General features: G+C 36.0%; 10 protein-coding genes. 8 read left to right on the top strand and 2 right to left on the bottom strand.

Annotated features, from left to right (window positions below):
* Positions 1-5 precede the first annotated feature (5 nt).
* The 6 genes from dinG (at position 6) to nth (ending at position 8,634) form a co-directional block, all read left to right on the top strand.
* Complete coding sequence (gene dinG, locus GHC26_RS03245) at positions 6-2,804, top strand: ATP-dependent DNA helicase DinG (protein ID WP_163969836.1); 2,799 nt, start codon at positions 6-8, stop codon at positions 2,802-2,804.
* Between the two features lie 348 nt (positions 2,805-3,152).
* Positions 3,153-3,674, top strand: coding sequence for a cell wall elongation regulator TseB-like domain-containing protein (locus GHC26_RS03240; protein ID WP_163969835.1), 522 nt, complete (start codon positions 3,153-3,155; stop codon positions 3,672-3,674).
* Positions 3,675-3,688: 14 nt separating this feature from the next.
* On the top strand, positions 3,689-4,873 hold the full coding sequence (locus GHC26_RS03235; RefSeq protein WP_163969834.1) for a pyridoxal phosphate-dependent aminotransferase: 1,185 nt from the start codon (positions 3,689-3,691) through the stop codon (positions 4,871-4,873).
* A gap of 25 nt (positions 4,874-4,898) precedes the next feature.
* Positions 4,899-6,191: an asparagine--tRNA ligase gene (asnS, locus tag GHC26_RS03230; protein ID WP_163969833.1), complete on the top strand. Its 1,293-nt coding sequence runs from the start codon at positions 4,899-4,901 to the stop codon at positions 6,189-6,191.
* A 1,095-nt stretch (positions 6,192-7,286) separates the two neighbouring features.
* A complete protein-coding gene (locus GHC26_RS03225; RefSeq protein WP_163969832.1) occupies positions 7,287-7,973 on the top strand; it encodes a DnaD domain-containing protein in 687 nt (228 codons plus the stop codon).
* A gap of 4 nt (positions 7,974-7,977) precedes the next feature.
* A complete protein-coding gene (nth, locus tag GHC26_RS03220) occupies positions 7,978-8,634 on the top strand; it encodes an endonuclease III (protein WP_163969831.1) in 657 nt (218 codons plus the stop codon).
* 54 nt (positions 8,635-8,688) lie between these two features.
* Here nth and GHC26_RS03215 read toward each other — a convergent pair whose 3' ends face one another.
* Both GHC26_RS03215 and recU read right to left on the bottom strand, forming a co-directional pair.
* Positions 8,689-11,358, bottom strand: a complete 2,670-nt coding sequence (locus tag GHC26_RS03215) for a PBP1A family penicillin-binding protein (protein ID WP_163969830.1) — start codon at positions 11,356-11,358, stop codon at positions 8,689-8,691.
* Positions 11,359-11,374: 16 nt separating this feature from the next.
* Positions 11,375-11,962, bottom strand: coding sequence for a Holliday junction resolvase RecU (gene recU / locus GHC26_RS03210; protein ID WP_163969829.1), 588 nt, complete (start codon positions 11,960-11,962; stop codon positions 11,375-11,377).
* Between the two features lie 153 nt (positions 11,963-12,115).
* Between recU and GHC26_RS03205 the strand changes: the two genes are divergently transcribed.
* Both GHC26_RS03205 and GHC26_RS03200 read left to right on the top strand, forming a co-directional pair.
* Positions 12,116-13,069: a DUF2515 family protein gene (locus GHC26_RS03205; protein ID WP_163969828.1), complete on the top strand. Its 954-nt coding sequence runs from the start codon at positions 12,116-12,118 to the stop codon at positions 13,067-13,069.
* Positions 13,070-13,399: 330 nt separating this feature from the next.
* Positions 13,400-13,609 carry a hypothetical protein gene (locus GHC26_RS03200; RefSeq protein ID WP_163969827.1) on the top strand — a complete coding sequence of 70 codons (210 nt, stop codon included), beginning with the start codon at positions 13,400-13,402 and terminating at the stop codon, positions 13,607-13,609.
* Positions 13,610-13,648: the final 39 nt, after the last annotated feature.

The raw sequence follows: 13,648 nt of genomic DNA, 5'->3' as shown, positions 1-13,648 counted from the left end.
GACGAATGAACAAATATGCTATCATTGATCTTGAAACAACAGGACATGCTGCAGCAAATAAAGATAAAATAATTGAAGTAGGAATTGTTACTATTAAAAATAATAAAATCTCTGATGAGTTTTCCACCTTACTGAACCCTAACCAACCAATACCATCGTTCATCTCTAAATTAACCGGTATTCATGATGATGATGTATATCAAGCACCTCGTTTTGAAGAGGTTGCATCAGATATCACGAATATGATAGAAGGTTGTTACATTATCGCACACAATGTCCCATTTGATGTTGGATTTTTAAATGAAGAGCTTGCAGCAATTGGGGAAAATAGAGTAACAAACCCTGTTATGGACACTGTTGAACTAGCGCGTGTGTTATATCCGCAGGCTCCGGGATTTAAATTAGGTCAATTAGCAGAATACTTACAAATTCAGCATGATGATCCTCATCGAGCATTGTCAGATGCTTATGTAACAGCAGACTTATTCTTGAAGATGTTACAAAAAATAGAAAAGTTACCAGCAGAAACGATTGAACATCTGTTAACATTGGAACCTAGACTTAAATCAGATCTGTATCAGTTGCTAAAAGATAGATCGGATGAATTGGCTTTTTCGATACAAGAACGGACAGATATAGAAACATTTCAAGGGCTTGCTTTTAAAAAGATACCCGACGATACAACGGACAAAAAGACACTCTCTATTTCCTTTGGTGAATATCTAGATGATTTGTATGAAATAAATGGGAGAATGCACCAGCAAATGGCGCATTATGAGCGGAGAGCAGGTCAACGGGAAATGTCGGAAGTGATTTATGATGCATTCACAGGAGGCAAACATGCCTTAATTGAAGCAGAGACAGGTACTGGGAAATCGGTGGCATATTTACTTACTACAATTTATGAAGCCGTTCGGTTGAATAAACGAATAATCATAAGTACGTATACAACCCAGCTACAATCTCAGCTATTAGAAGAAGAGATCCCCTTTATCCAAAAAGTCGTTCCATTCCCATTTAATGTTGCCTTATTAAAAGGAAGACAACATTATATTAGTTTAGAGAAATTTGCACACGAACTGAGCAACTCGGAACAAGACAATTATGATATTACCTTAACAAAAGCAATGATTTTAGTATGGTTATCAGAAACAGAAACGGGAGATATTGATGAGATTCAATTACCTTCTAGCGGGTATCTTTTTTATAAAAAAATATCTTCTGATGCAGAGGGAGCAATTGATCCCCAGTCACCATGGTTTTATCATTCCTATTATCAAAAGGCGAAAAATAAAGCTCAAAGGGCACATTTGATCATTACGAATCATGCATTACTATGTACAGATATTTTTAATGATTATCAATTTCTGCCAACCTATGATATGGCAATTATTGATGAAGCACATCATTTAGAAGAGACAGCGTCCAAACATTATGGGTTAAAGTTAGATTATATGTCTATCCAATATGTTCTGAATCAAATTGGTACAGTTGAAGAGAATGGTTGGTTAGGAAAATTTATCAGAGATCACGCTGTTTCATTAGAGAACAATATAATGTCTAAATGGAATGAACGATATGGCAATGTTAAATATGAATTAGATGACTTATTCCAGATGCTTTTCTCGTATGTAATCCAACGAAAATCGGAAAAAGCAATAAGTGATGTTGGCCGTATCCAATATCGCTTTATGAGAAGTGAAGAGGACCCGAGAATATGGGAAACAATTAAAGAAATGGTGAATCGATTCATTTTTTTACTACGAGATCTCATTCACATACTGGCACAACTAAAGCAATCCGTTGTTGATCAAGGTCAAATTGAAAAAAATAGTAGGGAAGAAGTCCTTTCTTATATAGAACAATTGCAAGCCATCATTGATCAAAGTGAACACATCTTTTTAATGGAGGACTCGAATAAAGAGGTAAATTGGATAGAAGTTGATGTTCACGGCTCTAAAAATACAGTCCAAATTTACAGTGAACCAACTGAAATAGCATCCTTTTTAGGGGATGACTTCTTCGGAGCTAAAAAAAGTATTGTTCTAACAAGTGCAACGTTAACGATGAAGAATTCCTATTCATTTATGCTGGACCGTTTAGGGTTAGAAAAAGAACAAGTTATAACAAAGACAATTCCATCACCATTTTCTTATGAAAACCAAGTTCAATTGCTAATACCGAATGACTTTCCATCAATCAAACACGGTAATATTGATGCATTTATTTATGCAACATGTGAATCAATCCTTTCTTTAGCCAATATTACCAATGGAAGGATGCTTGTTTTATTTACGTCGTATGAAATGCTTCGTAAATGCTATAGCCTATTACGAGAGATGATGGAAATAGAGGACTTTATGTTAATTGCACAAGGTATTTCAAGTGGAAGTCGTACAAGGCTTAAGAAGAACTTTCAATCTTTTGATAAAGCTATTTTATTAGGGACAAGTTCATTTTGGGAAGGGGTCGATATTCCAGGTGACGATTTATCGTGTTTAATGATTGTACGGTTGCCATTTCAACCACCTAATCATCCAATTTATGAGGCAAAAGCAGAAAATCTAAAAGAACAAGGTAAAAATGCCTTTATGGACTTAGCGTTACCAAATGCAGTAATTCGTTTTAAACAAGGATTTGGACGTTTAATTCGTTCCTCGAGTGACAGAGGAATTATCTTTGTGTGTGATGCAAGAATAATTCAAGCTCGTTACGGTAAATATTTTACAGATTCCATTCCATTTGTACCAACAACATTCGACACAACAGGCCAGCTAATGGAGAAAGCAACAAAATGGTTTTAACATGTGACCTTAAGGGGTTATTTATGTAATAACACTGATGCAAGATTGTTGCATCAGTGTTAAAATGGTATGGGCTGGTTGATTTATCAGTTGAAATTAATACACGTACTCCTTGTCAAATCATATAAGAAAGTGTGTTATAATTTAAGGGCTTCATTAACTTCAACGATATTTTTATTTTGTACACTGTCACTGTTCCTATGACTAACAATATTTGATAAAAAAAGCAGGTTTTAAAATGGAGGGAATTTTATGGATATGAGCCTTTCAATCACACTGAGACAACAGGTAAATACATATAAGTTTTTAAAATGTGAAGTCAAGGATCCCACCTAAATCGAGGTTATGATGAAAAAATTAAATTTATTTCCAACGTGGTTGAAATGGAGTATAGCCGTAATCACTATTTGTATGATTGCATTATTGGTGTACAGCTATTATTTATATCAGATTGTCCAGGAACAACGTACAACAGGTTTTTCTAATTCAGAGGAAATAGTGATTCGTGAAACAACCCTCCAGCAAATTGATACCATTAAAAATTTTCAAGGAAAAGAAGCTTACCATATTTTATTTGGAAGTACAGACGATACTCAAGAACAAATCGCATTTCTGAATCTAGACAATGATCAAAAAGATATAGTACTAATTGATCAAGATGAAATTATATCAGAAAAGCAAGCGGTAGATGAATGGAGTCAAACTTGTGATGAGTGTGAATTCATAAAGATAAGCCCAGCGATGATAAATGAAAGGCCTCTATGGGAATTAACATATAGAGATGAGAAAGACCGGTATGTATTGGATTATATATCCATGTACGATGGCTCTCAATATGAACAGTTACGCTTCAAACAAACTTTTGAATAGAAAGGATGAAAATAATGGAATTAGCAAATCGGGTAAAAACGCTTACGCCATCCTCCACGTTAGCAATTACTGCTAAAGCAAAGCAATTGAAAGAACAAGGTCATGATGTTATTGGGTTAGGTGCTGGTGAGCCAGATTTTAATACGCCTGAGTATATTCTAAAAGCAGCAAAAAAAGCTATGGATGAAGGAATGACTAAATATACAGCTGCAGGAGGAATAGTTCCATTACGGGAGACAATTGTTGATAAGTTTAAGCGTGATAACAACTTAACGTTTACCCCAGAGGAAATTGTTGTTACTACAGGTGCTAAGCATGCCTTATTTACCTTATTTCAAGTCCTTTTAAATGAGGGAGATGAAGTCATTGTTCCTACACCATACTGGGTTAGCTATCCTGAACAGATTAAGTTAGCAGGAGGAAATCCTGTATTTGTTGAAGCAAAAGAGCAAAATAGCTTTAAACTAACACCAGCTCAATTGGAGGCAGCAATTACTTCAAAGACCAAAGCAGTTATTATTAACTCACCAAGTAATCCAACAGGAATGATGTATTCAAAAGAAGAATTAGAGGAACTTGGGAAGATTTGCTTAAAACATGACACTATCATTGTGTCAGATGAAATATACGAAAAACTGATCTATACGAACGATAAACATATTTCCATTGCTCAAATTTCACCAGAACTAAAAGAGCAAACGGTTATTATTAATGGGGTATCTAAGTCACATGCTATGACTGGTTGGCGAATTGGTTATGCTGCTGGTAATCAAGAAATTATTAAGGCAATGACCAACTTAGCTTCCCATTCAACTTCTAATCCAACAACGATAGCACAATATGCTGCCTTAGCCGCCTATCAAGCTGAGGAAGACCCAACAATTGAAATGCGAAACGATTTTTCTAAACGACTGGATACATTATATGATTTAATTATTGATGTACCTGGTATCACCTGTGAAAAACCAAAAGGTGCTTTTTATCTATTCCCAAATGTAACAGAAGCTGTTAATGCAAACGGATTTTCAAATGTTGATGATTGGGTGAAAGCAATTCTAGAAGAAGAAAAAGTTGCCTTAGTTCCAGGTTCTGGCTTTGGCGCATCAAATAATGTTCGGTTATCGTATGCAACATCAATCGAAGCGTTAACAGAAGCAGCAAAACGAATAAAACGTTTTGTATCAAATCATCAATCTTAATAGTAGTTAGATGGAGGTAATGATTTTGAAAACAACAATATCTGAAGTTAAGAAACATGAAGGAGAAGTAGTTACCATTGGTGCTTGGCTAGCAAATAAACGTTCCAGTGGAAAAATTGCCTTTTTACAATTACGTGATGGCACAGGTTTTATGCAAGCTGTTGTAGCGAAAAATGACGTATCAGAAGAAGTTTTTCAATTAGCAAAAGATATGACACAAGAATCCTCTATGTATATAACAGGAACAATAGTAGAGGACAAACGTTCGCCTTTAGGGTTTGAAATGCAAGTAAATGATATTGAGTTAATTCATGAGGCAGTGGATTATCCAATCACGCCAAAAGAACATGGTACAGAGTTTTTGATGGATCACCGCCATCTCTGGTTACGTTCTAAAAAACAGCATGCTGTGATGAAAATAAGGAATGAAATCATTCGGGCTACTTATCAATTCTTTAATGATAATGGGTATGTAAAAATTGATCCACCAATTTTAACGGGTTCATCTGCTGAAGGTACAACGGAATTGTTCCATACTAAGTACTTCGATGAAGAGGCTTATTTATCGCAAAGTGGACAACTATATATGGAAGCTGCCGCAATGGCCTTTGGTAAAGTATTCTCATTCGGTCCAACATTTCGAGCAGAAAAGTCAAAAACAAGAAGACATTTAATTGAATTTTGGATGATTGAACCAGAAATGGCATTTGTCAATCACGAGGAAAGCTTAGAAATTCAAGAACAATATGTATCGTTTGTGGTACAGTCAGTTCTAGAAAATTGTCGTCTTGAACTTAATATTTTGGAAAGAGATACGGCAAAACTAGAGCAAATAAAAGCTCCATTCCCACGGATATCGTATGATGACGCGATTGATCTGTTAAAAGAAAAAGGATTTACTGATATAGAGTGGGGTGAGGACTTTGGTGCCCCACATGAAACAGCGATCGCGGAGTCTTTTGATAAACCAGTTTTTATTATCAACTATCCAAAAGATATTAAAGCATTCTATATGAAACCACATCCAGAAAGAGAAGAAGTAGTATTATGTGCAGACCTAATTGCACCTGAAGGATATGGTGAAATTATTGGTGGTTCTCAGCGGATTGATGACTTAGAGTTAATGAAACAGCGTTATGAAGAACATGGATTAACTGGACAAGCCTATGAGTGGTATTTGGAATTAAGTAAATATGGAAGTGTACCACATTCCGGGTTTGGTCTTGGATTAGAACGTACGGTAGCATGGTTAGCGGGTGTGGATCATGTACGCGAAACAATACCATTCCCACGGTTATTGAATCGACTATACCCATAATATATTATATGCTTACGGTAAAAATCCCTTGTCGTCTTGTACAGGGGATTTTTTTATAAACTTATACTATGACGTAACGCTGTCGATTCCCATCTGTCAGTTTGCTTTTATCAAATAGGGTCTTCTCGTATTCCATGTTTTTTTTAACGTCGCAACATCTATATTATACGCAGTAGTTTTTTTCATGCTTTTTTATCATCCTTTATTGAATGTGTGTTCAACCATCGCAGCGGAAAACACTCGCTTTCACCATGGGCACAAGGGCAACATCTGTTTAAACTCCCAACGGTCGTTTTCACAGTGTTTTCTTTCCCTCGGGGAACGCCTCAGCCTCCTCATAGAAAACGTAAGCGCCTTGGTCACACCCGATTAGAAAACTAGGCTTTTCGCCAAGTTCTTATGGCGAAAGCCTCAGTTGCACTTATGCAGTAAGAATGTTTTGTTTCTTATCTGCCAAGCTTAAGCCAAGCCTCGGCGTGGCGTTTTGTGCCACAGAGAGGATTGACTTAAGACCTCGAGGGGGTAGGCGCTGGCCGATGAAAACGCCACGTCCTTATGTCTATCGGCACTAGGACGTCCTGTCCGTCGAAGTTAGACATCGCGAGCAAAGTACGCTCGCTGTGGGGTCTTCAGACTGTTCCTTTTCCTGTAGGAGTCTCGTATTTTCCGCTGCTTGGAATAATTTTACTAACAAGTAAGAAGATATGATGCGGAGTATATAATTATATTGAAATTCGACCCATTACATCGTATTACCATCAATAATGATATAGACCAAAAATGCATGTCACTAGTGGAGGAAATACATGGAGACTCCTGCGGGAAAAGAGGCATAGGTGAGACCCCGCAGTGCAGTAGCACGAGGAGGCTCAACAGCCACCCGCGGAAAGCGTAGTGTATTTCCGTAGCGGTATTCATAGATAAAACTATTGCGCTTAATACATCTATTATTCAATGAAATTTATATGTGAAAAGGCGACAAATTTTTAGAAAACAGCCATCAAATAATAATTAATGGATAACCAATAGAAGGGAAGACCATTGTTTTATAACCATTGCTTATTTCATGCTATACTATAGTAGAGGTGTTCCTAAATGTCGAAATTCGCTTCTTTTGAACAAATTATTTTAGACCAAATGTCTATACCTACCAAATTGCTAACTTCTTATAAAAGTCTCGATTTAAATGAAAAAGAAGTTATGCTAATCATACAAATTTACCGTTTTTTATTAAAAAACATTGAGTTCCCTACACCTGATCAACTTGCATCTTATGTAACCATGGATGAAAAAGAATGTGCGAGTATGTTACGTTACCTTATCCAAAAAGGTGTTCTAACGATTGAACAAAATGAAAATGAAGATCAACAAATAAGTGAATCCTATAGTCTTGAACCACTGTTTGAAAAATTATATACAAAAAGGCAAACATCTAATGAGAATACAGGAGGGGAAGGCAGCTTATTTCTTTTATTTGAACAAGAGTTTGGTAGACCACTTTCTCCTTTTGAGATTGAAACAATAAATGTCTGGCTGGATGAAGATCAACAATCACCAGCGTTAATTAAAGCTGCACTTCGTGAATCTGTGTTAATGGGAAAATTAAATTTTAAATATTTGGATCGAATTCTCAGAGAATGGAAAAAGAAAGGTGTTCAAACAGTTGAACAAGCACGTAATGCAAGTAAAGGATTCCATCAAAAACAAACACGGTATACGGAAGAAAATGCTAAAAAGCGTGACACTTCGTTTTATTATAATTGGTTAGAGGGAGAAGAGTAATAAAATGTTAACAAAAATACAGGTTAGACACTGTTTAGATGTCATGAAAGAAATGTTTCCGCATGCACAATGCGAATTAAACCATCGCAACCCTTTTGAGCTAGTGATTGCTGTATTACTCTCAGCTCAATGTACAGATGTCTTAGTGAATAAAGTGACGGCTAGTTTATTTGAAAAGTATCAAACCCCAGAAGATTATCTAGCAGTATCTTTAGAAGAATTACAGCAAGATATTAGATCAATTGGCTTGTATCGAAATAAAGCAAAAAATATACGGAAATTATGTCGTGTGCTTCTTGATGAATATGATGGGGAAGTTCCACGTACGAAAGACGAATTAATGCAATTAGCAGGAGTAGGGAGAAAGACAGCGAATGTGGTTGCATCTGTTGCATTTCGTGAACCAGCTATTGCTGTAGATACACATGTAGAGCGAGTTTCTAAACGATTAGGAATTTGCAGATGGAAAGATTCTGTTTTAGAAGTTGAAAAAACGTTAATGAAAAAGGTCCCTAAAGATGAATGGGCTGATACTCATCACCGAATGATCTTTTTTGGACGATATCACTGTAAAGCTAGAAATCCAGAATGTCCAGAATGTCCATTGCTTGATTTATGTCGAGAAGGCCAAAAACGGATGAAAAAACTTGAGAAAATATAAGAGGACAATACGAAAAAAAGGCGCCCATATTTGTGGACGCCTTTTCGTTTGAACTTATTCATCTTCTTCTACTTCCTCGTTATTATCCTCATCATTATTATCTTCGGCAAATGTTTCAACTATAACCTCTCTTGGATCACCACGTACATCTTCATTGGCACCATTTTGGCCAATAGGTGTTATGGTAATGGTATAGGTCTCTCCTAGGGAAAGGTTAGCAATTTCGATACCATTTGCCTCTATAATTTCAGTTTGTTCATTTGGTGTCACATAGACTTCAAATGATGCAGGAGGTCCGTTATAGTCCCATGTAACATCAATGATGGTACCATCTAGAACCGCATTTAAATTTTCAACCCCAGGTATGTTTGCTCCTTCATCTTCCCTGTCTTCTTCATCTTCCTCATTTTCCTCAGGAACATTTACAGTTGTAGTTGCTGGTTCACTCGTGACATTTTCATCTTCGTTACTTATTGCAATAACTTGAATGTCATAGGATACACCAGGTGTTATTTCTGATATTTCCATTGTAGTATCTTCAGTTGTTGATAGGACTTGCATTTGCCCTCCATCTTCACTTGAACTAATTTCAAAGGATACATCTTCATCACCACTATATTCCCAATTGACTTGTATGGTTTCCTCATCATCACTATATTCTGCGCTTAGGCTTTCCACAGGATCTAGCTGATCAAATCTTTCAGATGTATCACTTGGCTCTGTTCCTTTAACAAATAATTCGGTTACTCGTTCAGAACTAGGTGTAAATTCACTTGGTAATTTAGCTGGACGGGACCCTTTTTCAACTTCAACTTCGACAACTGAATCAGGCCGTTCAAAATCAGCAGTTTCAATGCCTTCATGGATTGTATCCATTGTATTTTTAAATATTGCATGTGGAATCTTAGTTGTTGGTAATGGATTTCGTTCTTCTCCATATCCAGTCCAAATAGAAATCGTATAGTTTGGCGTATATCCACTAAGCCATGAGTCAGGACTTCCTTCCACATCCTCTAAGTTAGTTGTTCCTGTTTTACCAGCAATAGGGAGACCTGGGACATTTGCTTCTGTTCCAGTACCTTGTGTCATAACTGTTCTTAACATATCGGTGATCATGTAAGCTGTATAGTCTGACATAACAGCCGTTGGTTCTGGTGTTAATTCGACAACTTCACCCGTTTCTGGGAATTCTACTTTCGTTACCGCATATGGCTCGTTGTAAATCCCTTCATTACCAAACGCGCGAAATGCCCCAGCTACAGCAAGTGGGGTAGCATTTGTACTCGTTCCACCAATGGCATCACGTATCGTAATCGTGTCCTCAGCAAATGTGATGCCTAAGCCCTCAGCAAATTCTTTTGCATTTTGATAGCCAGTTTCCTCTAATGTTTTCACAGCAGGAACGTTTAGCGATTGATTTAATGCATGGCGAGCAGTCATCCATCCACCATATTGTCGGTTCCAGTTACGTATTACAGAATCCGTGCCAGCAACTTCATATGGTTTATCATCATTAATTTGGTGATAAGTTGACCATTTATTGTATTCAATTGCTGGACCATAAGCAACAATTGGCTTGAAAGTCGAACCGGGTTGATGACCATCACCATCAATAGCATAATTCCAGCCATCATTTTCCAGTCCACCACGCGCACCACCAATAGCCCGTATTGCACCATTATTGGTATCCAACACAACCATTCCAGCTTGCACACCCTCATCCTGAAAATCAATAGGGTTATCTTCACTATCGGAAAGTAAAAATTCCACATGTTCCTGAATGCTTGTATCTAATGTAGTATGGATAGTTAGACCATCTGTATAAATATCAGCACCATCTACTTTTTCAATAACCTCTTTTCGTACTTGTTGGAGAAAACCAGTATAGGGTGTTGATTTGGCTCGATTGTCGGTGAGTAATGATGGAATATCTACTTCTCTAGCTTCATCAGCCTCTTCTTCGGTAATTTTATCATGACGCACCATTAAATTGAGTACAGTATTCATTCTCTCTTTCGTTAAATCAGGGTTTTCAAAAGGGTTATAGGCAGTTGGGCGCTGTGGTAATCCAGCAAGTATAGCCGCTTCTGCAAGTGTTAACTCCTGCAAATCGGTTTTACCAAAGTAGTTCTCAGCTGCTCTAGCAACACCCCATGAATTATTTCCATAGAAAATTTTATTTAAATACATCTCTAATATTTCTTCTTTTGTGTATTCTCGTTCTAGCTTAAGTGCTAGCCATTGTTCTTGTACTTTCAAACTAATTTTCTTCTCTGGTGATAAGAAGGATTTTTCCACCACTTGCTGTGTAATGGTACTAGCTCCTTCAGAACCAAATCCATTCGTAATATTTGCAAGGACTGCACCACCGATACGCCATATATCAATTCCTGAATGTTCAAAGAATCGGGCGTCTTCAGTAGCTGTAACTGCGTCAATAAGTATTTGAGGCAAGTCTTCATATGAAACTTTTGTACGTTCTGCTCCTAAATTGGCAACTGGTTCCCCATCTTTATCAAGTATTGTCGATGATAGAGGGTCAGATAATTTGGAAGCATCAATTTCAGGTGCAGTTGCAATATAATATGTGAATAATGCTCCTACACCGATGAAAATGGTGAGCGATATGATTAAAATAGTGTATATTATTTTTTTCCATAATGGCTTCCTTTTTGCTTTTTGTTGTCTTCTTCGAGCAGTTCGAGACCGGCTACTGTCTGCCATAGGTCATTCCTCCGTTCTAAAAATAAAGCTTATCGATAATAGATATATAATCAACTCGTTTGTAATAATGAAATGGTATCTCATAACACTCACTTTTTACAGCATCATATGGTATTGATTTTCGTCCACCATTTAATTTGTCGTTCCAATAGCGAAAAAGTTGCTTTGCTTTCATAAAATAGGTTTCTTGATGAGCGGTAAATCGAATAATAATAAATCCGATTCCCCCTTGTTGAATAATTGCATCTAAGTGTTCTATTTGATGATTATGGATATTTGCTAACGGAAAGCGTGTTTTATGATTTGTTTCTTTTGCCTCAAAATCAATATATTTATTTCGGTAAATACCATTATAATCAGTAGTTGATGCTTGCTTAAAGTATGCCTCTGTAATAACAGCAGCACTGCGCTTTGGATAATTTACATTTACAATTTGTACAGGCGTCGGTTTTTTATGGATAACTGCTTTATTTGTTTGTAAGTAATAGTTATTTGTAACATTTATGTCAGCCTCTAATGACATTCCACGGTTACTGAAACTATTATCTGGTAAACTTAACTTTTCTTTAGTAGAAGAAAGCTTCTTTCCATTCGGATATTTCATACGATCCTCCCCCTATTTATGTCAGTATCATATCAAAAAAAGAAGAATTATTAATAACGAAAAGCATAAAATAGCCTCTTCTTGTAAAAAGTAAAATAGTCCAATTACTTTAAGATAACTTAGTATAACAATGAAGAAAGGTTATGTTTATTTATGGATAAGGGGAAACATCATTATCTTTATTATATAACAAAACAAACAAAGAGACATAATTTAGATAACATTTCTCGAACAAACGCCTATTTTCATTTTTACCTCTTATTTCCTGAAATAAAATGGGCCTTTTTAGCGAGTTTGGTATCCCGTAATGCTGGTTGGAATATGACAGATTTAAAATTAGCACCATTTCATAAAATTCTTCATCAGGAAGAACGAAAGCGGCTATTTATGACGTATGAACGTGCAAATTGGCTTATTTTTTCAGATGCATTTCCTCAATTACTAATTTATCAATTATCACTACAGCAACATAAACCGCTTTTTTACTTATTAGAAAAATTTCATGTTTCCCAGTTCATGATTAAGGAATGGGAATATTTCTGGGAAAACCAAGATCAAGAAAGGTTAATGATTGCACTTATTATTAATGAACAAAATGTAATTGAAACCCCAGTTATTCAAAATAATTACTTTCAAAAACGAGTTTTTTTTCAAATGCCATATCGCATCCAAAATTGGTTATTAATGAATGCTGTGTTGTTACCTACAAGATCAAATAGCTTATATGGAAGATTTGTAAAAGATTTCACAACACTAACGAACCGAATCACACTAGGAAAAGAAATTGCATCGATTTTGTTCCATCCTCATTATTATGAATCGATATTCGATTTTGCTGTAACAACGGAGCATACTGGTTCAAGGTGTGATTATGAAAAATACATGGGTGCCTCATTAACAAAACGTGTAATGGTACGGACAACTTATCCGCCTATTTCTCATCAAGATAATATTCGAAAAGATTGGTATCTTTATAGGGGTATCAGACAAAAGTGGTTACAACCTTGTTCATTGCCAAAGTCATATAAGGATACAGGGAAGAGATTTTACAAAAAACGGAATATGTTATATGCATACTACCACTTGAAAAATAGTCTTTTCACATAAAAAAGGATTTGTTTTTGTAATAACAAATCCTTTTTTGATGAAAGCCATCATATTTTTTTCATTATTAAGTAGAAGGACGATTTGGTCCATCCATTTTTTTATCTCCTGGCTTTGGAGAACGTTTTTTTCGATCCTCTTCAGTCCGCTTTTGACCTTTCTGTCTTTTCATATTAACAACCTCCTTGTTATTTATTTTGTCTAACTATCGTAAAAAAATGTGTAAACCATCACTAGTTTTGTGCCTTTTCTTCTAGTTTTGTCGAACGTGGAGGAGATGAATTTGTTTTAACGAATAGGTGTATAAATAATCCAGAAAGAGGTGCGTATAAAATGGATGTAGCAAGAGAGTTAACGTTTCACTCGAATGGAGTAGAGAAAGAAACATATGCTAAATCATTACAATATATATCAGATCAAGTAAGAAAAATGGAGCAAAAATTAATTATGAAGGTTGATGATACGATTGAACATCGTTTTAATGAACAATACAAGGAGGCACAACAAACAAAACGATCTATTGTAAAACTATATAAAAATTAAATGAATGTTATTTTTTTAAGATCGTGATAAAGTAGAGGT

The organism is Oceanobacillus halotolerans (genome assembly GCF_010993955.1).
In the GTDB taxonomy this organism is placed as follows: Bacteria; Bacillota; Bacilli; order Bacillales; family Amphibacillaceae; genus Oceanibacillus_A; species Oceanibacillus_A halotolerans.
The sequence above is the reverse complement of the archived record's forward strand: the minus strand, read 5'-3'. Positions and strand labels throughout refer to the sequence as shown.